Source organism: Sulfitobacter marinus (assembly GCF_900116285.1).
Classification (GTDB): Bacteria; Pseudomonadota; Alphaproteobacteria; order Rhodobacterales; family Rhodobacteraceae; genus Sulfitobacter; species Sulfitobacter marinus.
Genome location: NZ_FPAJ01000002.1, coordinates 587129 through 608690, shown reverse-complemented (window position 1 = coordinate 608690; position 21562 = coordinate 587129). Strand labels below are relative to the sequence as shown.

The window sequence follows — 21562 nt, the reverse complement described above, 5'->3', positions numbered from 1 at the left end:
ACCTCCCCTTCATTTTGCCAAATACACTCAAAGTAACGCCACGAGCCTCAAACGACTGGCCACGGTTCAAAGAACGACTGCGCAAACAAAGGTGCCCCTTGGGGCAGTGATTTCTGGAATCCCGCGCGCGCTGAAATGCGCCCGTACCATTCCGCCACCCGTGGATGCGCGTCCAGCCTGGCGAAATGTTGCGCCATATAGACCGCTTGCCCCACCCCGATATCCGCCGCCGTAAAGCCACTGCTTAGCAAATGATCGCGACCCTCCAGCCGCGCCTCAATCGCATCATAGCATTTCACCACCCTAGCGGCTTCCAGCTTCATTACAATCGGGCTGCGCATGGTGTCGTCGCGCAGAGCGATATGCTGCTGGGTCAATGCAGCACAATGTTGCGACAGGGTCTCGGCGAAATGCATCCAAGTCAGCCACGCCATCCGGTCCTCTGATCCAAGCATACGGCCAAGCCCCTCAGGGCTGAAGCGCTCGCACAAATATTCGCCAATGGCCCCTGTCTCGAACATGGTTTCCCCGTCGATTTCCAGCGATGGCACACGCCCGGCAGGGGAAATCGCCAGATAGGCAGGGTCGCGCAAGGATTTGTCGAAGGGGTGCACCACCACCTCGAACGGCACCTCCAACTCATTCAGCAACCACAATGTGCGCATCGAACGGGTTTGCTCCGCGTGATGCAGCGTGATCATGCCGCGCCTTCCTCGGCTGCGGCCTCCAGCCGGACCAATGCCGCTCCCGCTTCAACCTGATCCCCTGCAACTGCCAGCACCTCGGCCACAACACCATCGCGCGCGGCCAGCAGGCTGTGTTCCATCTTCATCGCTTCAAGCACCGCCAAACGGTCCCCCTTGGCAACCGCTTGCCCGACAACGGCATCGACGCTGCGCACCAACCCCGGCATTGGTGCCTCGACCAGATTGCCATCACCATGGCCGCCAGCAGCACGGGCGAGCGGGTCGATCACCTCAAAAACCAGCCCATAGCCGTCAAACACTGTGACCTGCCCACCGTGTATCGCGACTGCCGCAGCGGTTTGCCCGCCGACCTGCCAGCCGCCCCTGACACGCAGAGCCGTGATCTCGGTTCCGTCCACGTGCCAAATCTGCTTGCGCGACGACATAACCTGTACCTTCAGCAGGTGATCCTCCCCACCCCAAGTCAGCCCCACTTGACGCAATAACGGTTGCCACAAGGTGAACCCCGCATCCTCCGCAGGATCCAGCAGGCCCAACGCAGCCATCCCCGCCAGCGCCGCGTGGCGCGGCTGCACGTCAGGTGCGACGGTCAGGGTGTCGATTTCGCGGCCGATCAGGCCAGTATCCACGTCGCCCGCCCCAAAACCATCATGGCCTGCCAGCGCCCCCAGAAACGCAAGGTTCGTCACGGTTCCGCCAACTTCGCATTGCTTTAACGCCGCCCGCAATTTGGACAAGGCGATATCCCGCGTCGGCCCATGGACAATGATCTTGGCAATCATCGGATCATAAAACGGGCTAATCGTATCGCCTGCCCGCACACCACTATCGGCACGGCAGCCTTGCTGGAATGTCAGATGGGTCAACGTGCCCGTCGCAGGCAGGAACCCTTTTGGCACGTCCTCCGCGTATAGCCGCGCATCAAAGGCATGGCCCTGAATGCCCAACTCATCCTGACGCATCGGCAGATCTTCCCCCGCCGCCACGCGCAATTGCCATTCGACCAGATCAACGCCGGTAATCGCTTCTGTCACCGGGTGCTCAACCTGCAACCGCGTGTTCATCTCCATAAAGAAAAACCCGTCGGGGCGCAGGCCATCAGACCCGTCCACGATAAACTCGATGGTTCCCGCACCGGCATAGCCGATCGCCTCGGCTGCCGTCACTGCTGCCTGCCCCATGGCCTCGCGCATTTCGGCTGTCATGCCTGGGGCCGGTGCTTCCTCTATCACCTTTTGGTGGCGCCGTTGCAGCGAACAATCGCGCTCAAACAAATGAACCGCATTTTTGCCGTCCCCAAACACCTGCACCTCGATATGGCGCGGCTTGGTCACGAATTTCTCGACCAGCACATCGGCATTGCCAAAGGCGGTTTTCGCCTCGGACCGCGCACTGTCCAGCGCCGCCTGAAATCCGACCGCCGCTTCGACCAGACGCATACCCTTGCCACCGCCGCCCGCGACGGCCTTGATCAGCACCGGATAGCCGATCTTGCCCGCCTCGGCCGCCAGTAACGCGTTGTCCTGATCCGCACCGTGATAGCCAGGAACAACCGGCACACCCGCCTTTACCATCAACGCCTTAGCGGCGTCTTTTAACCCCATCGCACGGATCGCCTTTGCGGAGGGCCCGATAAAGACCAGACCCGCTGCCTCGACCGCTTCAACGAAATCAGGGTTCTCAGACAGAAACCCATAGCCGGGATGGATCGCTTGCGCGCCCGTATCCAGCGCCGCCTGAATAATCACATCACCGCGTAAATAACTCTCCGCCGGGGCAGACCCGCCGATATGCACGGCCAAATCCGCCATCGCGACATGTTTCGCGGCGCGGTCCGCATCAGAATATACCGCGACACAACGCACGCCCATGGCTTGGGCCGTTTCCATCACCCGGCAGGCAATCTCGCCCCGGTTTGCGATCAGGATCGTGTCAAACATGCGCCTCTCCTTCGGTCCGTTCTATCTTCATTTTGCCAAGTAAACTCCGGGGGGTTTGGGGGCTGGCCCCCATTTACATCCCCGTCAGGAACCCAATCCCCCAACAGCCAAGCATCATGCCCCATCAGGCGTAATCCTCAATCAGGGTAAAGCGTTCGCACATCAGCTTCATGTCGGGTTTGAACCCGCAGGTGCGGTGGAAATACGCCTCGTAACTTGCGCGCCAGTCATTCAGATCGCGAAACTCCCCCTGTGCAGCCACGAATTCGGCGTCCATTTCGCTGAAACGACGGGTGGAGACCTCGACCGTTTCGATCATGAAGGCAGGCGTGCCGTCCCAGTTCAGCGCGATATCGCGGCGGCCGACCTCGGGGTAGGCATCGCCGCCCGCGCCGTAGGCTGACGCAGCCTCGCAGGTGGCGGTTTTCTTGCCCGCGCGCACCAGCGCGATGATATCCGCGCAGAGTTTCGGGTTGTCGCCAAAACGGAATGTTTCCGCGTCCGGGTTGGCATCGACGATCTCTTGCAATGTCTTGGTCATAGCGATCCCCTTACATCCGGAACACGCCAAAGCGTGTATCCTCAATCGGTGCATTCAGACTGGCCGAAAGCGACAGCGACAACACATCGCGGCTTTTGCGCGGGTCGATCACACCATCGTCCCATAACCGGGCAGAAGCATAAAGCGGATGCGACTGTTCCTCGAACATATCAATGGTAGGTTGCTTGAATTTGGCCTCGTCCTCAGCGCTCCAGCTGTCGCCTGCGCGTTCAATCGCGTCACGTTTGACGGTCGCCAGAACCCCTGCCGCCTGCGCGCCGCCCATGACGGAAATCCGCGAATTCGGCCATGTCCACATAAAGCGCGGGGAATAGGCCCGCCCCGCCATGCCATAGTTACCCGCGCCGAATGACCCGCCCACAAGCATGGTGATTTTCGGCACGTTGGTCGATGCCACAGCGGTCACCATCTTGGCCCCGTGGCGCGCAATGCCTTCGTTCTCGTATTTGCGGCCCACCATGAAACCGGTGATATTTTGCAAGAACACTAGCGGGATTTTGCGCTGCGAACACAGTTCGACGAAATGCGCGCCTTTCTGGGCGGATTCCGAAAACAGCACCCCGTTGTTGGCGATGATCCCCACGGGGCAGCCTTTGACATGGGCGAACCCGCAGACCAGCGTTTCGCCATAGCGCGCTTTGAATTCGTCAAACCGGCTGCCATCGACCAGCCGCATGATCACCTCCCGAATGTCATAGGGCGTGCGCAGATCGGCAGGCACCACGCCAAGCATTTCAGCCGGGTCATAGTCCGGTTCTTCGCTTGGCTGCCATTGCACTGTCGCAGGTTTAGCACGGTTCAGCCCCGCGACGGCACGGCGGGCAAGGGCCAGCGCATGGGCGTCATCCTCGGCCAGATAATCGGCCACACCGGAGAGCCGCGTGTGCACGTCACCGCCGCCAAGGTCTTCGGCTGTCACGACTTCGCCTGTCGCGGCCTTGACCAGCGGCGGGCCGGCCAAAAAGATTGTGCCCTGTTCTTTGACGATAATCGACACGTCGGACATGGCAGGCACATAGGCACCGCCCGCCGTGCACGAGCCCATGACGACCGCAATCTGGGGAATGCCCTTACCGCTCATCCGCGCTTGGTTATAGAAAATCCGGCCAAAGTGATCACGATCGGGGAACACCTCGTCCTGGTTGGGCAAGTTCGCGCCGCCACTATCCACCAGATAGATACAGGGCAGATGGTTTTCCTCGGCGATCTCTTGGGCGCGCAGGTGTTTTTTGACGCTCATCGGGAAGTACGTGCCGCCCTTAACCGTCGCGTCATTGCACACGATCATACAATCGATGCCATGGACCTGACCCACGCCCGCGATCACACCCGCGCATGGTGCCGCCCCACCGTACAACCCGTGTGCCGCCAACCCGCCGACCTCAAGGAAAGGCGATCCGGGGTCGAGCAAATTCGCCACCCGTTCGCGCGGCAGCATCTTGCCCCGGCTTTCATGGCGGGCGCGGGATTTCTCGCCGCCCCCGAATGCGGCGGCGTCCGATGCGTCACGCACGGTTTGCAACGCTTCAAGATGGGCAGCTTCGTTGGCTTTGAAGCCTGTGGATGAGGGCAGCGCCTGCGAGGTCAACTTCATGTCGGTCTCCTTGGGTGGCTAAAGGGGGCGGCGGTCATGCGGTCAGCTCGCCTATGGCAAGCGCTTTGAGGTCTTTGCGGATCACCTTGCCGGTCACGGTCATGGGCAGCGCCTCCAAAAAGGTGATCTCCCGCGGATAAGAATAACGGGCCAAACGGGTTTTGCACCATGTTTGCAAGGTTTCGGCGCTCACGTCACTGCCGCATTTACGCACGACATAGGCTTTGACGATTTCGGTGCGCAGGGCATCGGGTTTGCCCACCACGCCGCAGGTCGCAACCCCCGGATGGGTCAGCAGGCAATCCTCGATCTCGGCAGGGCCAACGCGGTATCCGCTCGAGGTAATGACATCATCCTCGCGGCCGACAAAACGCAGATACTCGCCCTCCCAGATGCCACGATCGCCGGTGACCATCCAATCGCCGCGAAATTTCTCGGCTGTGGCGCCCGGGCGATGCCAATAGCCCAGCATCATCGCCGCTGATCCACGCCGGATCGCGACGTCACCTTCGTCCGACGTCGGCATGCCAGTCTCATCAATCACGGCCACATCATGGCCCGGTACGGGCTTGCCGATACATCCGGGGCGCGCGGGGAACAGGCTGCCGCAACTGGACGCCACCATGTTGCATTCGGTCTGGCCGTAAAATTCGTTAATCGCGAGGCCGAACGCGCCCTGCCCCCACGCCAGCATTTCCGCGCCAAGCGGTTCGCCCCCCGATGCGACTGACCGCAAACCGGGCAGGGTCACGCCCTCTGCTTTCAGCATACGCAGCGCTGTGGGTGGAAAGAACACGTTGCGCACGCCGCCGTCGGCGACAATGCGCGCGCAGTCATAGGCCGAGAACTTAGCCATCCGCGCGGCCACGACCGGCACGCCCAAGGCCAGCCCCGGCATCAGCACATCAAACAGCCCGCCGATCCACGCCCAATCCGCAGGAGTCCATAGGCAATCATCCGGTGCGCCCAAAAGATCATGGCTTAGCGACACGCCGGGTAAATGACCCGTCAGCACGCGATGCCCATGCACCGCGCCCTTGGGGCTGCCCGTTGTGCCAGACGTATAGATCAGCACCGCCGGATCATCCGCTTCGGTATCGGCATAGGGAATGGGATCACCCGCAATACCCACGCTATCAGCCATCCAGGCCTCGGCCAGATCGCCCAACAGATCACGCCCTTCGGGATCGGTGAGGACAAGATTAATACCCGCATCCAGTACGCGCGACTTTAGCGCATCATACTTGAAGAGCTTGAACAAAGGCACTGAAATCGCGCCGATTTTCCAGATCGCCAGATGTGCCGCCGCGCACCACGGGCTTTGGCTTAGCAAGACGCCGACGCGCCCGCCTGGCTGCACGCGCGGCATCAGAAACCGCGCCAAACCATCGGCCATTTCAGACAATTCGCCATAGGTTACATCGCGGCGCGCGCCACCTGTCAAATCGATGATCGCGGCTTGCCCCGCATCATGTGCCAGACATTGGGCCGCCATATTCAGCCGCGCAGGAATGTCCCACGCGCCATCCGCATCCAAACCGGGTAAAGAGCCAGCCACCCTCTAGCCCCAAGGCTCAAGAATAAGCGCCTGTTTGGCGGTTTGCTGCAAAAGACAGCCAAGCGTCGCCGGTCCCTGCCCCGTGCCGCCCGCCCAAAGCGACGCCTCGTATCCGCAGGCCTTGTCACGGAAAGGTATCCACGCCCGCTGCATGTCGCGCAACGCAACCGCCGCACCCGGTACATCTTTCATCGATGCGGGGCGGTCGGCATCAAGGTTTTTGGCCCGCGTCATCGCCGCCTTGTAATGGCTGTTCAGCAGGCCATCCCAATACGCCAGTTCGCGATCCAGACAGCCGCCCATTCCAACGGTGCTATAGCCGCCGGGGGTGTCTTCCATGCACTGCCCTGCCGACGCACCGGCGCAATCAATCTTTGCGCCATAGCTTTCGGCCGCTTCCAGACAAGATTGCGTCGCGCTGTCAGAATACTGCATTTCCTGCGCAACAACAGGTGATGCCACCAGCGCCAAGACGGCAGCCAGCCAGATCATCCCATCGATCCCATCATCTCGCGACCCACCAACATGCGGCGAATTTCAGAGGTGCCTGCGCCGATTTCCATCAGCTTGGCATCGCGGAAGATACGGCCCACGGGGTTGTCAGACAGATAGCCGGCACCGCCCATGGCTTGCACCGCTTGGTGCGCCTGTTTCATCGCCTCTTCGCTGGCATAAAGACAGCAGGCCGCTGCGTCCGCGCGGGTCACATCGCCACGATCACAGGCCTTGGCGACCTCGTACACATAGGCGCGGGCGGAGTTCATCGCGGTATACATATCCGCCATCTTGCCCTGCATCAGCTGGAAGTTTCCGATGGGCTGACCAAACTGCTTACGTTCGACCATGTAAGGCATAATCTCATCCAAGCACGCCGCCATGATGCCCAGACCGATGCCCGCCAGAACCACACGTTCATAATCCAGCCCCGACATCAGAACCCGAACGCCCCGCCCCTCTTCGCCCAAGACATTCTCGAACGGAACCTCGACATCGTCAAAGATCAGCTCGGCGGTGTTTGAGCCGCGCATCCCCAGCTTGTCGAAATGCGGGCTGGTGGTGAAACCCTTCATCGATTTCTCGATCAGGAATGCCGTGATCCCCTTGGACCCCGCATCCGGGTCGGTCTTGGCATAGACCACCAGCGTATCGGCATCAGGCCCATTGGTGATCCAGTATTTATTGCCCGACAGACGGTAGTGATCGTTACGCTTTTCGGCGCGCAACTTCATCGATACGACATCGCTGCCCGCAGATGGCTCCGACATGGCCAGCGCGCCCACATGAGCACCGGTACACAGACCGGGTAGAAATTTCGCCTTTTGCTCGGGCGTGCCATTCAGGCTGATCTGGTTGACGCAAAGGTTGGAATGCGCCCCGTAGGACAGAGAGACCGAGGCCGAGGCCCGCGCGATTTCCTCGACCGCGACGGTATGCGCGACATAGCCCATGCCGGTGCCGCCGAATTCCTCACTCACGGTCATACCTAGCAAGCCAAGGCTGCCCATTTCTTCCCAAAGCTCGGGCGGGAACTCGTTTGTTTGGTCAATGCTGGCGGCCATGGGTTTGACCCGCTCTTGCGCCCAGCGGTGCACCATATCGCGCAGATCATTCACATCTTCGCCCAAATCAAATTTCATGCTGGCGTTGAACATGGACCCCTCCCAGAGTTTATTGAACAGTTGTTCATTACCTTACACCCTTGAAGAGTTTGGTCAAGCAAATCTCAAGCAATTGGGAACCCAAAAGCCGCTTTCTTCGTTGGGCATGGAACGCAAATTAAGGGATATTTATAATGGCTGATACATTGAAGGAAGAATTCTGGGACCGCATCGAAGATATCCGTACGGGCATGCTGGCCGCCGGTGACGCACGCGCTGTTCCCATGACCCATTATGTCGACAAGGACGCAAACGTTCTGTGGTTCATCACGGCTAACGGCACCGATCTGGCGAAATCCGCACAGACGGGTGCGCAAGCTGAATATGTTGTGATCAGCAATGACGAACATCTATACGCACGCATCGACGGCAAGGTTCAAGCGGTGACCGACCCCGCCAAGCTGGACGAGCTGTGGTCCGTCGTTGCAGGCGCTTGGTTCGAGGATGGGCGTCAAGACGATGACGTGCAGCTGGTACGCTTTGACCTGTCGCAAGCCGAAGTTTGGGCCACCGGTGGCAGCCTGACGTTCCTGTACGAGATCGCCAAAGCGCAGATTACCGACGAAAAGCCTGATATGGGCCAGCATGGCACGATCCGTTTCTAAGCGGTCACAGCAAACACAATGAAATCAGGGCGCTTTAGAGCGTCCTTTTTTCGTTTTACGCCTGCTGGAATACGGCGCTGACCTCTTCACGGATGATACGTGCGATCAACGTGCAATCCTCGATGCTGAAAGTCAGCGGAACACGCATGTCGATCAGCCCGGCCAACACGGCATCGCTTTTGGGCAGTGATGCAATCGGCACGTATCGCCAGCTGTCATAGCGGCTGGTAAACCCTAACGGCTCTGCCGCGCCGAACCATTTCAACTCGACCCCGCGGGCCAAGCAACGGGCCAATACCTCTTGAACGCTCTCGGCTTGCCAACACTGCAACAGAAACTGGATCGATGATCCAACAATGCTTTCCTGAGCCGCCCGTTCAATCACGGTCAATCCGAGCGTGTTGCGCAATCCGGCCTCGACCGCAAAATAACGCTCATTCCAACGGGCCACCTGCGTGTTCAGGTCGCGCAACTGTGGCCGCAGCAACGCGGCGCGCAGATTATCCATGCGGCCCGAAATGTTGGGCGTCTCGTATTTAATCTCTGCAAATGCCTCTGCCGGAGGCGCTGCCAGATGCTTTTCAAATAGCATATACGACCCCGACAGCATGATCGCGCGCGCGGCAACATCGGCATCATCGGTGACCAGCAAACCGCCCTCGCCCGAATTGACATGCTTATAGGTCTGGCAGGAATAACAGCCCACCGTGCCGTGACGCCCGGACGGCACACCGTTCCACGCCGCCCCCATCGTATGGGCGCAGTCTTCGATCACCGTCACACCCGCCGCATCACACAGCGCCATCAGCGCATCCATATCGCAGATGTGCCCGCGCATATGGCTCAACAGCAAAACATCCGCTTGGTCCAGCTTGCCCGCCAGATCATCCAGATCAATCACCAGCCCGTCGGTCACATCCACAAACACCGGTTCAGCCCCGACAGCGGCAATGGCCCCCGGCACAGGTGCCAGTGTAAAGGCGTTTGACAGCACCCGGTCACCCGGATTCACCCCCACCGCGCGCAATGCCGTCGCCATGGCATACCCACCCGAGGCGACAGCCACGCAGTATTTCGACCCCACCAGCGCCGCGAATTCCTGCTCTAGCAGGGCCGTTTCGGCGATTTCATCCGAAGCGGTGTTATAACGGTGCAACCGGCCATGGCGCATGACCGCAATTGCAGCTTCAATTGCGTCTTCTGGAATGGGTTCTTGCTGGGTAAAACTGCCTTTGAATATCTCCATGCGGTCAGATTTCTCCGATCAGGCTGGGCACCAAGGCGGGCAGATGCGTGTAATCGTGCAGCAATGCTTCGGGATTGAGGGCGGCCATATCCTCACCCGACGGGCCGAACGTCACCAGAATGCAGGGCACGCCTGCCGCTACGGCAGTATCACGGTCTGTAACGGTATCACCAACCAAGCAACATTGCGCAGGATCACCCCCTGCGCGGCGCGCAGTCTCGAACAAATGTTCTGGGTCGGGCTTACGCACCGCAAGGCTATCTGCCCCCAACATTGCCCCGAACGCATCGCGCACCCCCAGACGGGTCAGCAATGTATGCGCCAGCCCTTCGGGTTTGTTGGTGCAGATCGCCACACGGTAGCCTGCGATCTTCAACGCCTCGACCGCGTCCATCGCGCCGGGGTACAGCACAGTATGCGTGTCGATGCTTTCACCATAAGCCTTTAAGAGAAATGGATAATACCGCTCTATCATTGCGGCACCGTCTGCGTGGTCAAGCCGGTCCAATCCAAGCCGCAGCATCGCACGCCCGCCTTTCAGCGCAGTGCCAGCATCCTTCCGGGCATCCAGCAAATCACCCGCCCCCATGTCGCGAAAACATGCGTTGGCGGCGGCGATCAGATCACCGCTCGTGTCTGCCAATGTGCCGTCCAGATCGAATACAACCGTTTTCATCGGCGCTCCTTTGCTTAGTCATGTTGCAGGCCGAAATCTTCTTTGATCGGCGCTAGCCTTGCGCACAAACGCCAACAAGGTAAAGAGAGCGCCAGTCAATTTATTATAGAGTTTTATATGGACATCGCACTTATCCTTTTGGCCGCAGGTAAAGGCACGCGGATGCAATCAGATCTGCCAAAGGTCCTGCATCCCCTTGCCCACGCGCCACTGCTGGAACATGCGATGGCGTCCGGTGCGGCCCTATCGCCCGCGCGCACAGTCGTTGTTGCAGGCCACGGGGCTGATCAAGTGCGCGCCGCCGCCCAAGCCTTCGACGAAGACGCACAGGTCGTTGTCCAAGAAGAGCAGCTCGGCACCGCCCACGCCGTTGGACAGGCCCGCGAGGCGCTGGCAGGTTTTGACGGCACGGCGATTGTTCTTTACGGCGACACACCATTCGTTAGATCCGAAACGCTCGAGGCGATGTGCGATGCATTGCGCCAAAATGACGTGGTTGTTTTGGGGTTCGAGGCTGCTGACCCAGCACGCTATGGCCGTCTGGTGATGCAAGGGGACAGCCTCGACCGGATTGTCGAATTCAAAGATGCCACAGATGAAGAGCGCGGCATAACCCTTTGCAATAGCGGGGTTGTTGCCTGCAATTCAGAGCTGTTGTTTGACCTCATTGATGCCGTTGGAAATGAGAACGCTTCCGAAGAGTACTACTTGACCGACATCGTCGGCATCGCCCGCGCGCGCGGGCTGAAAGCCACCGCAGTGACCTGCCCCAAGGCCGAGACAATGGGTGTGAATTCGCGCGCCGATCTCGCCGCCGCAGATGCCGCATTTCAGGCCCGCACCCGTGCAGCCATGCTGGAAGAAGGGGTTACCTTGATGGCCCCAGAAACCGTCTATTTCGCCCGCGACACCTATATTGGCGGCGACACGGTGATTGAACCCAATGTCGTATTCGGCCCCGGTGTGACCATCGAAAACGGTGCCACGATCCGCGCCTTCAGCCATCTTGAAGGCTGCCATATCTCGCGCGGCGGCATCATCGGCCCCTACGCCCGCCTGCGCCACGGCACCGAGCTGGCCGAAGATGTGCGCATCGGTAATTTCGTTGAGGTCAAGAATGCCCAGATCGACGAAGGGGCAAAGGTCAACCACCTGAGCTATATTGGCGATGCAACGGTCGGCAAGAAAACGAACATCGGCGCGGGAACAATCACCTGCAATTATGATGGCGTGATGAAGCATCACACCCATATCGGTGCCAACGCCTTTATCGGGTCGAACACCATGCTGGTAGCCCCTGTGCATATTGGCGACGGGGCGATGACCGGATCGGGTTCGGTGATTACATCCGACGTCGACGCCGACGCATTGGCCCTATCGCGCGCGCCGCAGGTTGAAAAACCGGGCATGGCGCGCAAATTGTTCGAAATGTTAAAGGCCAAGAAGGCAAAACAGCAAAGAGGCAGCTAATTATGTGTGGTATTGTAGGGGTCCTTGGCCAGCATGAAGCTGCACCCATCCTTGTTGAAGCGCTAAAACGTCTAGAATATCGCGGCTATGACAGCGCCGGTATCGCCACGATTAATGACGGCAAACTTGATCGCCGTCGTGCGGTGGGCAAGCTGGTGAACCTGTCGGATTTACTGGTGCATGAACCGCTGGCTGGCAAGTCTGGCATCGGTCACACCCGCTGGGCCACCCATGGCGCGCCCTCCGTCACCAACGCCCACCCGCATCAGGCCGGCCCTGTGGCTGTCGTTCACAACGGCATAATCGAAAACTTCCGTGAATTGCGCGCTGAATTGGCAGAACTCGGTGCGACATTCGTCACTGAAACCGATACCGAAACCGTCGCCCTGCTGACCCAGCACCATATGTCGCAGGGGCTTGGCCCTGTTGATGCGGCCACCAAGACCCTAGGCCGCCTTGAAGGGGCCTTTGCCTTGGCCTTCCTTTTCGACGGTGAAGAAGACCTGATGATCGGCGCGCGCAAGGGTGCTCCATTGGCCGTGGGCCACGGCGACAATGAAGTGTTTCTTGGCAGCGACGCGATTGCCCTGTCTCCAATGACCAACCGTATCACCTATCTCGAAGAAGGCGACCGCGTGGTTCTGACACGCAGTTCGGTCGATATTATCGATGCCAATGGATCGCGCGCGAACCGCGCCATCAAGACCATCAGTCTGGACAACGCGCGCGCGGACAAGGCCGGACATAAACATTTCATGGCCAAGGAAATCTCAGAGCAACCCGGCGTCATCGGCGAAGCCGTGAGCCACTATGTGGCGGCGGACAATACGATTTCCCTGCCCGACCCCGGCCTCGACTTTACCAAGTTTGACCGCATCACCATGGTCGCCTGCGGCACGGCATACTACGCCTGTCTCACTGCGAAATACTGGTTCGAACAGATCGCGCGTCTGCCGGTCGAAGTCGATTTCGCCTCTGAGTTCCGCTACCGTGAACCGCCCATTCCAGGCCGCACGTTGGCGATGTTCGTCAGCCAATCCGGTGAAACCGCCGATACCCTCGCCGCATTGCGCTATTGTGAGGGCAAGGCGGACAAAATTGCATCGGTCGTCAATGTCATCGAATCCACCATTGCGCGCGAAAGCGATCTAGCCTTGCCGATCCACGCGGGCGTCGAGATCGGCGTCGCATCAACCAAGGCTTTTACCTGCCAGCTGACCGTGCTCTTCCTGATGACACTCAAAGCTGCATTAGACCGCGGCACCATCACCCAAGATCAACTGGCCGATCACATATCAGCGCTGCGCTCTATGCCATCACTGATCAACATTGCGCTTGAACAAAATGCAGCCATCCGCGACGCCGCGCAAAAGCTTTCCCCGGCCCGTGACGTGCTGTTTCTGGGGCGTGGCGCGATGTTCCCGCTCGCACTTGAAGGCGCGTTAAAACTAAAAGAAATCAGCTATATACATGCCGAAGCTTATGCATCAGGCGAGCTCAAGCACGGCCCTATCGCGCTTATTGATGAAAACGTGCCGGTGGTCGTTATGGCCCCCCGTGATAGACTGTTCGATAAAACCGTCAGCAACATGCAAGAGGTCATGGCACGCAAGGGCAAGGTCATCCTGATCTCCGACCGCGCGGGCCTCGAGGAAGCGGCCGAGGGCACATGGGCGCAGATCGAAATGCCCCCCGTCGCCGATGCTTTGACACCGATCCTTTATGCCATCCCTGCGCAGCTGCTGGCCTATCACACGGCCATCGCCAAGGGCACGGATGTCGACCAGCCGCGCAACTTGGCCAAATCCGTGACAGTCGAATAATGGCAAAGCAATTTGATCACATCAGCGATGACCAGCGCGACTTTATCCAAGCGCAGCACCTGTTCTTTTGCGGAACCGCAGCAGAAGATGGACGCGTTAACATCTCTCCCAAAGGGATGGACAGCCTGCGTGTGCTGGAACCAAACCGCATCATTTGGTGCAATATGACGGGGTCGGGCAATGAAACCGCCGGGCATCTGGCCCGCGTCAACCGTATGACACTGATGTGGTGCGGGTTTGAAAAGCGCCCGATGATCATGCGCGCCTATGGCACCGCGCGGGCGCTGCACCCCCGCGACGCTGATTTCGCATCGTTGCAAGATCTGTTTCCGGCGGCGCTCGGCACCCGACAAATCTATGACATGAACGTTGATATGCTCCAGACCAGCTGCGGCTATGCCGTGCCGTTTTACGACCACGCTGGCGACCGCGACGTGCTCAAGAAATGGGCCGATGACAAAGGCGCAAGCGCGATTGAAACCTATTGGGGCGAACGCAATCACACCACGATTGACGGATTGCCAACATATATCATTCAGGACAAACCCGATGCATGAGCCCTATCTCGCGCAACTCAGCGCGCTTGCCGATCCGGCACGCGTCGAACAGATGCACGCCTATCACAAAATCGACCGCCCCTATCTGGGCGTGACCAATCCGGACATAAACGACCTGACAAAAACATGGCGGGCTGAACTGGATTTGACCGTCCGCATCACCCTTGCCGATGCACTTTGGCAAACCGATATATTCGAGGCCCGCGTCGCCGCCGCCAAACTGTTGACCCAAGCACGCCTGCGCCCCGATGATGAGGCCGCTTGGCAAATGCTGCAAAGCTGGGTGCCCGATTTTGACAGCTGGGCCATCGCCGATCACGTCTGCATGGCCATCCAAAAACGTCTGATCGCCGATCCATCCCGTCTCGACACCGTCGAAAACTGGACAACCTCAGATCACCTTTGGACCAAGCGCGCCGCCCTTGTGGCGACCTTGCCCTGGACCAAACAGAACAATCCAAAGCCCGAAGAACTGGCAGCACGTGACCGCATCTTGGGCTGGGCCGCAGGTTACCTACCGGTCAAAAACGGTATCATGCAAAAGGCCATCGCCTGGTGGGTCCGCGACCTCAGCCGCCATGATCCCGCCCGCGCGCAACTCTTCATTGATGAAAACAGCCACCACATGAAACCCTACGCGATCAAGGAGGCCTCGCGCCACCTGCCGCCCGTGTCAGAAACGACAGAAACCCAGCCCGAGGCTTAGCCCGTCTTCTCTGGCTCATAAATATCCCGGGGGGTCTCGGGGGGCTGGCCCCCCGTTCGTTGCAATAAAAGACGGTACCTGGTCTTACTTACTTCAGCGTCGATATCTCGACGCGGGTCAAATCGGTCAATGACGCCCCAATCAAACGCAACGCGGCAAGGGACATGCGGCTTCCTGCTGTGACAGGCCCATGAATCGGGATCAGCATCACGGTAGATGATCTTCCCGTGGCGGGGTTTGTGACGCGACCTTGCATTTCGGCCTTAACCAAGGGTGTTTTAATCCAAAGCCCCGGTTCAGTAGCACTGCCCAAGGATACAACCGTTGTGCCCAAAGCACGCGCCCCCGCCGCCGCAGGAGTCACCGCTGCCGCGCGCTGTTCGGCGGTGGTGGTGTCCAGCGCCTCAACCGTGCGGGCCGCGGCGGGTGGCCGTGGCGCAGATGTTACGGGGTCATAGGTCGCTTTATCCATGTCCGCGATATCCCGGACAGCTGCCGTTTTCTCGGTCCCAGATCCCTCAAGGTCCAGCCGTTCTGTCACAGCGCCACAGGCAGACAGCCCAAGGCAAATCATACAAAGAATAACACAGTGTTTCATAAGGCGCTGGATAGCCGCCCACAGGTGTTGCTTCAATCACCTTATTGTCCCTTGCCCCGCGATGAGCCGATGTTTACCTATGAGGTATGAACGCACCCTTGATTGACCCATTTGCCCGCGCGATCACCTACCTGCGTGTCTCTGTCACGGACCGCTGTGATTTCCGCTGCGTCTATTGCATGTCAGAGAATATGAATTTCCTGCCTAAAAAGGAACTTCTTACGCTTGAGGAATTGGACCGCCTGTGCACCAATTTCATTGATCTTGGCGTTCAAAAACTGCGCATCACCGGCGGGGAGCCTTTGGTGCGCAAGGGTATCATGACCTTCTTTGACAGCATGACCCGCCATCTGGATGCGGGCACGCTCAAGGAATTGACCCTGACCACCAATGGCAGCCAGCTGGAACGCTTTGCCAGCGATCTTTATGCCGCTGGCGTGCGCCGCGTGAATGTCTCGCTGGATACGCTAGATGATCAGAAATTCGCCGACATCACGCGTTGGGGTCGGCTTCCCCAAGTATTGCGTGGCATTGATGCGGCGCAGGCGGCAGGTTTACGGGTAAAGATTAACGCCGTGGCGCTCAAAGGCTTTAACGAATCCGAACTGCCCAGCATGACCGCATGGTGTGCGGATCGCGGCATTGACCTGACTTGGATCGAAGTCATGCCCATGGGTGATTTGGGCAACGAGGACCGTCTGGGACAATATTGGTCCCTCAAAGACGTGCGTCGCGCCTATGAAGACAGCTATACGGTGACTGATTTGCTGGAAAACACCGGTGGCCCCGCCCGCTACGTGCGACTTGAGGAAACCGGCCAGAAAATCGGCTTCATCACCCCGCTTAGCCATAATTTCTGCGAAAGCTGCAACCGCGTGCGGATTACCTGCACCGGAGAGATATACATGTGTCTGGGTCAAGAAGACGTGGCAGACCTGCGCGCGCCCCTACGCAACAACCCAGATGAAGATGCGCCGCTCAAAGACGCCATTCGCGCGGCGATCAATCTAAAGCCCAAGGGCCATGATTTCGACTATTCCCGCCAAAAGCTGGACGGGCAAATGCCGCGCCACATGAGCCACACCGGCGGCTGACAGGAACATGTCCGTGCCTTTTCTCTATCGTGCCTGGGTCATCGCCAGCGTGGGGTTGGTCCCGTTCTTCGCGCGGTCACAAACCGCCAAGCTGCGCGAACAAGGGGTGCCGGTGCGCCGCGCCCATGAAAAGCTGGGCCATGCCACACAGGACCGTCAAGGATCAGGCCCGCTGATATGGCTGCACGCCGCCTCCGTCGGAGAAAGCCTGTCCGTGCTGGCGCTGATCACACGCATGGGAATGATCTTGCCCCGCGCGCAATTTCTGATCACATCTGGTACAGCCACTTCAGCCGCGCTGGTGGCCCAACGTATGCCGCCGCGTACCGTGCACCAGTTTGCCCCCCTTGATGCGCCCGGCCCGCTGAAACGGTTCTTGCGTCACTGGCAGCCAGATGCCGCGATCTTTGTTGAAAGCGAACTATGGCCGCAAATGCTGCGCCGGACCCATGGCACGGGCGCGAAGATGGCGCTGGTCAACGCCCGCCTATCGGACAAATCGGTCGAGACATGGCGCAAGCATCCGAAGATGGCGCGCTATCTCTTTAGTGTATTCGACCTAATCCTGACCCAAAATGACGCGATGGCCCATAAGATGGTTAGCATGCACGCCCCATCAGATCGGGTTGCGCGGGGCATCAACCTAAAATCAATGGCAGGCCCCCTGCCCGTGGATGAAGACGCGCTGTTTGACGCCCGTGTGGCACTGGGGCACAGGCTGGTCTGGGTTGCTTCCTCGACCCACGAGGGCGAAGAAAACACCGTTTTGCAGGCGCATCATGCGTTACTCAAGAAGATCCCCGATCTCTGCCTGATCCTAGCCCCACGCCACCCGGAGCGCGGCGATGCCGTCGAAGGGTTGGTGACGGCGGCGGGTCTGACCTGCAACCGGCGCAGCCGCGGTGACGCCCCCGGCGGGCAGGTTTATCTCGCCGATACCTTGGGTGAATTGGGCCTATGGTATGCGATGTCGGATATTGTATTTTTGGGCGGCTCACTATTGCCGATTGGCGGGCACAACCCGTTCGAGGTGGCCCAAACGGGTGCCGCAGTGCTGTCTGGCCCCCATGTCACCGCCTTTGCCGAAACCTACGCCCAGCTAGAGGCCGAGGGCGCGGCGCAATTTGTTGAAGACGGCGATGATCTGGCCGAGACGCTTTCCAAGCTGCTGTCGACCCCGCAAGATTTGACTGACATGACCGACGCCGCCGAACGCTTTGTCGCCGCGCAAGACGACCAGCTCGATATCATCGCCAGCCGTCTGATCACCACTCTCAAGTTGGATACCCCATGACACACCCCCTTGCACACACCGACGTGATCGCCCCGAACTTCAAACGACGGCTCAGCGGCGTTACTGCGACCGTGATGCGGCTTGTGCCCGTGCAATCGCGTGACATTGCGATTACGGCCACCGGCCCTGTCGTCCCCGATGACGTACCGCAGGTACCGCTATCGTCGCTGATTACCATGTCACGACGGGGGCCCTCGGCCTCTGGCTGGCGGGTCTGGCACGCGCGGCGCAATGTCGAGATGCTCGGCGGGCTGGCGCTGCGCTATCTGCTAGGCAAGCGGTTGAAGCTGATGTTCACCTCGGCCAGCCAACGCGAGCAAAGCGGGCTGACACGCTGGTTGATCCGGCGGATGGACGCCGTGGTTGCGACCTCGGACCGCACGAACGCCTATCTAGAAAAACCTGGCCATGTGATCATGCACGGGATCGACACCGAAGGCTTCGCCCCCTCAGCCGACCGTGCAGCGCTGCGCGCCGAACTGAAGCTGCCGGTGAACGCGACGCTGGTGGGCTGTTATGGCCGTATCCGCGCGCAAAAGGGCACCGATGCCTTTGTCGAAGCCATGCTGCCGATCCTGCGGGACAATCCTGATGTCGTGGCCCTTGTGATGGGCCGCGCGACCGAAAAATTCGAAGCCTTCGAGAAGGGCTTGAAAGATCGTGCCCGTGCCGAAGGGCTGTCTGACCGCATGCTGTTTCTGCCAGAGGTGCCCGTGGGCGACATGGCAGATTTCTACCGCGTGCTGGATCTGTACGTCGCACCACAACGCTGGGAAGGCTTTGGCCTCACACCGATCGAGGCGATGGCCTGCGGTGTGCCAGTCGTTGCCACCCGTGTGGGCGCGTTTGACAAACTTGTAGTGCAAGGTACGACGGGCCTGCTGGTAGACCCCGACGATATTTCCGCGCTAGAGGCCGCGACCCGCAATGCCCTGTCCGACCGGCACCGTCTGGCCGCTTGGGCTGATGCAGGGCGCGCCTACGTGATATCGGATTTCTCTATCGCGCGCGAAGCCGCCGCATTGGTCAAAATCTACCGCAGCTTGCTGGCCGCATAGGGCGGGGATTACCCGCCCCATGCACGCAATGCTTAGCCCATTGGCATGCGCTGTTCAGCAATACCTGCCCACCAGCTGCACCCGACCGGAATAACGTCATCGTTAAAGTTATACATCGGATGGTGCACCATGGCCGTGTCGCCATTGCCCACCAGAATATACGCACCGGGACGTTCTTCGAGCATAAAGGCGAAATCTTCGCCGCCCATCACCAGAGGGGCCTCGTCACATTGACCGGAAATACCGCGCGCCACATCGGCCGCGAATTCGGTTTGTTCCTCGTGGTTTACCATCACCGGATAGTTGCGGATATAGTTCACCTTGGCCGTCGCCCCGAAGGTCGCAGCGATCCCTTCGCAAATCTCCGTCACGCGTTTTTCTGCCAGATCGCGTAGATCATTGGACAAGGTCCGCACCGTGCCCAGCAGGTTCACCCGCTGTGGGATCACGTTGAACGCCCTGGATGACGATTCAATCGAGGTGATGGACACAACGATATTGCCAATTGGATCAGCATTACGGCTGACGATGGTTTGCAGCGCGGTGATCATTTGCGCGGTGACCACCATGGTATCAATGGTTTCGTGCGGTTTGGCGGCGTGACCGCCCAGACCTTCGACTTCGATCTCAAGCAGATCGGTTGCGGCAAAAAACGGGCCGGGGCGAATGGCGAAACTGCCCGCTGGCATGCCCGGCCAATTGTGCATGCCATAGACTTCTTGGATCCCCCAACGGTCCATCATTCCGTCTTTGCACATCTCGCGCCCACCGCCGCCACCTTCTTCGGCGGGCTGGAAAATCACCACGACGGTGCCGTCGAAATTGCGGGTTTCGGCCAAATATTGCGCTGCCCCCAGCAACATTGCAGTGTGACCGTCATGGCCACAGGCATGCATCGCGTTCGGTGTTTTTGACGCATATTCAACACCGGTTTGTTCATGAATGGGCAGCGCATCCATATCGGCGCGCAAACCGATCACCTTGCCCGACTTGGTCGCATTGCCCTTGATCACGCCAACCACGCCTGTGCGGCCAATGCCATCGACGACCTCGTCACAGCCAAAGGCGCGCAGTTTTTCAGCGACGGTGGCGGATGTGCGGTGGGTTTCGAACAAAATCTCAGGATGTTCGTGCAAATCACGACGCCATACAGTGATATCATCGTGAAGTTCCGCAAAGCGGTTTTTAACAGGCATTGTAGTTCCTTTTTGGGAGGTTTTTATCTGTGATGCAGGGGCGGTTCAGCCCACGCTGGGTAGTCGCGTTTCAACCATTTCGGCAAACCAGCTGCAACCGGCGGGAATGGCATCATCGTTGAAATTATACATCGGGTGATGGACCGTCGGACCATCGCCATTGCCCAGCATGATATAGGCCCCCGGCCGCTGGTTCAGCATATAGGAAAAATCCTCGCCGGCCATGATCGGCGGGGTGTCGCGGTCCACGCCGGGGGTCACCTTTTCGGCAGCTTCCGCGGCGAAATGGGTGTTATCTTCGGCATTAACGGTCACGGGATAGCCGCGTTCATAGGTGATATCGACGCTGCATTGATAGGCTGCGGCAGTGTGGGTCACAATCGCCTCGAGCCGTTCCTGCGCAAGATCGCGAATCCCCGCATTCAGCGTGCGCACCGTGCCGCGCAAGCGCACGGTTTGCGGCAAGACATTGTGGCTGTCGGTGTCAGAGCGCAGGGTGCAAACCGACACGACGACCTGTTTCAGCGGATCAACATTGCGGCTGGCGATGGATTGCAAGGCGACCACCACATGGGCGGCGGCAAGATTGGTATCAATCGCCTCGTGCGGGGCGGCGGCGTGACCGCCCTGCCCTGTGATGGTGATGTCGAATTCATCAGCGGCAGCCAGCAAAGGGCCGGAGCGGATCGCGAATTCGCCCACCGGATGATCCGGCATATTGTGTAAGCCGTAAACCTCATCAATCGACCAACGCTCCATCAGGCCTTCCTCGACCATGACATTGCCGCCACCGCCGCCCTCTTCGGCGGGTTGAAAGATCAGAACGGCGCGGCCATCAAAGTTGCGGGTTTCCGCCAGATACTGCGCCGCCCCCAACAAGATAGCAGTATGACCGTCATGGCCGCAGGCATGCATTTTTCCGGGATGTGTCGATGCATACTCAAGCCCTGTTGCCTCGGAAATCGGCAAGGCATCCATATCCGCGCGCAGCCCGATGGTACGGCCGGACGTGTTCGTTTTCCCTTCGATCACCGCGACGATACCGGTTTGCGCGATGCCCGTGGTGATGTCGGTGATGCCAAAGCTGCGCAGCTTGTTAGCCACGAAAGCCGCGGTCTTGGGCAGATCGAACTGCAATTCCGGGATCGTATGCAGGTGGCGACGCCATGCGGTGATATCAGCATGGGTTTCGGCAAAGCGGTTCTTGATCGGCATGGTCA

General features: G+C 59.3%; 20 protein-coding genes. 8 read left to right on the top strand and 12 right to left on the bottom strand.

Going from position 1 to position 21562, the window contains the following annotated elements; translation table 11 throughout:
- Positions 1-47: 47 nt before the first annotated feature.
- The 7 genes from BM347_RS08360 to BM347_RS08330 all read right to left on the bottom strand — a co-directional run bounded on the left by BM347_RS08360 (position 48) and on the right by BM347_RS08330 (position 8013).
- On the bottom strand, positions 48-701 hold the full coding sequence (locus BM347_RS08360; protein WP_093915952.1) for a glutathione S-transferase family protein: 654 nt from the start codon (positions 699-701) through the stop codon (positions 48-50).
- Entirely contained in the window at positions 698-2647 is a 1950-nt protein-coding gene (locus tag BM347_RS08355) for an acetyl/propionyl/methylcrotonyl-CoA carboxylase subunit alpha (protein WP_093915951.1), read from the bottom strand. Before BM347_RS08355 ends, BM347_RS08360 begins: the two co-directional genes overlap by 4 nt.
- A 124-nt stretch (positions 2648-2771) precedes the next feature.
- Positions 2772-3188, bottom strand: coding sequence for an ASCH domain-containing protein (locus BM347_RS08350; RefSeq protein WP_093915950.1), 417 nt, complete (start codon positions 3186-3188; stop codon positions 2772-2774).
- Between the two features lie 10 nt (positions 3189-3198).
- The gene (locus BM347_RS08345; protein WP_093915949.1) at positions 3199-4803 is read right to left on the bottom strand and encodes a carboxyl transferase domain-containing protein; all 1605 of its coding nucleotides are present in this window, start codon (positions 4801-4803) and stop codon (positions 3199-3201) included.
- 34 nt (positions 4804-4837) lie between these two features.
- The gene (locus BM347_RS08340; RefSeq protein ID WP_093915948.1) at positions 4838-6361 is read right to left on the bottom strand and encodes an AMP-binding protein; all 1524 of its coding nucleotides are present in this window, start codon (positions 6359-6361) and stop codon (positions 4838-4840) included.
- A gap of 3 nt (positions 6362-6364) precedes the next feature.
- Positions 6365-6853: a lysozyme inhibitor LprI family protein gene (locus BM347_RS08335; RefSeq protein WP_093915947.1), complete on the bottom strand. Its 489-nt coding sequence runs from the start codon at positions 6851-6853 to the stop codon at positions 6365-6367.
- Complete coding sequence (locus BM347_RS08330) at positions 6850-8013, bottom strand: isovaleryl-CoA dehydrogenase (RefSeq protein WP_093915946.1); 1164 nt, start codon at positions 8011-8013, stop codon at positions 6850-6852. The genes BM347_RS08335 and BM347_RS08330 overlap by 4 nt, the downstream gene beginning before the upstream one ends.
- A gap of 140 nt (positions 8014-8153) precedes the next feature.
- On the opposite strand from BM347_RS08330, the gene BM347_RS08325 reads away from it, so the two are divergent.
- A complete protein-coding gene (locus BM347_RS08325) occupies positions 8154-8624 on the top strand; it encodes a pyridoxamine 5'-phosphate oxidase family protein (RefSeq protein ID WP_093915945.1) in 471 nt (156 codons plus the stop codon).
- Positions 8625-8679: 55 nt separating this feature from the next.
- On the opposite strand, the gene BM347_RS08320 is transcribed toward BM347_RS08325, so the two are convergent.
- On the bottom strand, positions 8680-9870 hold the full coding sequence (locus BM347_RS08320) for a DegT/DnrJ/EryC1/StrS family aminotransferase (protein WP_093915944.1): 1191 nt from the start codon (positions 9868-9870) through the stop codon (positions 8680-8682).
- A gap of 4 nt (positions 9871-9874) precedes the next feature.
- A complete protein-coding gene (locus BM347_RS08315; RefSeq protein WP_093915943.1) occupies positions 9875-10546 on the bottom strand; it encodes an HAD-IA family hydrolase in 672 nt (223 codons plus the stop codon).
- Positions 10547-10663: 117 nt separating this feature from the next.
- Between BM347_RS08315 and glmU the strand changes: the two genes are divergently transcribed.
- Genes glmU through BM347_RS08295 form a run of 4 tightly spaced genes read left to right on the top strand, consistent with a single transcriptional unit; the run spans position 10664 to position 15102 of the window.
- Positions 10664-12016 (top strand): bifunctional UDP-N-acetylglucosamine diphosphorylase/glucosamine-1-phosphate N-acetyltransferase GlmU, encoded by a 1353-nt coding sequence (glmU, locus tag BM347_RS08310; RefSeq protein WP_093915942.1) that lies wholly within the window; start codon positions 10664-10666, stop codon positions 12014-12016.
- A gap of 2 nt (positions 12017-12018) precedes the next feature.
- Positions 12019-13839 carry a glutamine--fructose-6-phosphate transaminase (isomerizing) gene (gene glmS / locus BM347_RS08305; protein WP_093915941.1) on the top strand — a complete coding sequence of 607 codons (1821 nt, stop codon included), beginning with the start codon at positions 12019-12021 and terminating at the stop codon, positions 13837-13839.
- A complete protein-coding gene (locus BM347_RS08300) occupies positions 13839-14396 on the top strand; it encodes a pyridoxamine 5'-phosphate oxidase family protein (RefSeq protein WP_093915940.1) in 558 nt (185 codons plus the stop codon). Before glmS ends, BM347_RS08300 begins: the two co-directional genes overlap by 1 nt.
- Positions 14389-15102: a DNA alkylation repair protein gene (locus BM347_RS08295; protein WP_093915939.1), complete on the top strand. Its 714-nt coding sequence runs from the start codon at positions 14389-14391 to the stop codon at positions 15100-15102. Before BM347_RS08300 ends, BM347_RS08295 begins: the two co-directional genes overlap by 8 nt.
- Positions 15103-15190: 88 nt before the next feature.
- On the opposite strand, the gene BM347_RS08290 is transcribed toward BM347_RS08295, so the two are convergent.
- Positions 15191-15700, bottom strand: coding sequence for a hypothetical protein (locus BM347_RS08290; protein WP_175498532.1), 510 nt, complete (start codon positions 15698-15700; stop codon positions 15191-15193).
- An 86-nt stretch (positions 15701-15786) separates the two neighbouring features.
- Here BM347_RS08290 and moaA point away from each other — a divergent pair, with 86 nt between their 5' ends.
- Genes moaA through BM347_RS08275 form a run of 3 tightly spaced genes read left to right on the top strand, consistent with a single transcriptional unit; the run spans position 15787 to position 19146 of the window.
- Complete coding sequence (gene moaA / locus BM347_RS08285; protein WP_093915938.1) at positions 15787-16794, top strand: GTP 3',8-cyclase MoaA; 1008 nt, start codon at positions 15787-15789, stop codon at positions 16792-16794.
- A 7-nt stretch (positions 16795-16801) separates the two neighbouring features.
- A complete protein-coding gene (locus tag BM347_RS08280) occupies positions 16802-18088 on the top strand; it encodes a 3-deoxy-D-manno-octulosonic acid transferase (protein WP_093915937.1) in 1287 nt (428 codons plus the stop codon).
- Entirely contained in the window at positions 18085-19146 is a 1062-nt protein-coding gene (locus tag BM347_RS08275) for a glycosyltransferase family 4 protein (protein WP_093915936.1), read from the top strand. The genes BM347_RS08280 and BM347_RS08275 overlap by 4 nt, the downstream gene beginning before the upstream one ends.
- Before the next feature lie 32 nt (positions 19147-19178).
- Here the strand turns inward: BM347_RS08275 and BM347_RS08270 are convergent, their stop codons facing one another.
- Both BM347_RS08270 and BM347_RS08265 read right to left on the bottom strand, forming a co-directional pair.
- Complete coding sequence (locus tag BM347_RS08270; RefSeq protein ID WP_093915935.1) at positions 19179-20342, bottom strand: M20 aminoacylase family protein; 1164 nt, start codon at positions 20340-20342, stop codon at positions 19179-19181.
- Between the two features lie 45 nt (positions 20343-20387).
- Positions 20388-21557 (bottom strand): M20 aminoacylase family protein, encoded by a 1170-nt coding sequence (locus BM347_RS08265; RefSeq protein WP_093915934.1) that lies wholly within the window; start codon positions 21555-21557, stop codon positions 20388-20390.
- Between the last annotated feature and the right edge of the window lie 5 nt (positions 21558-21562).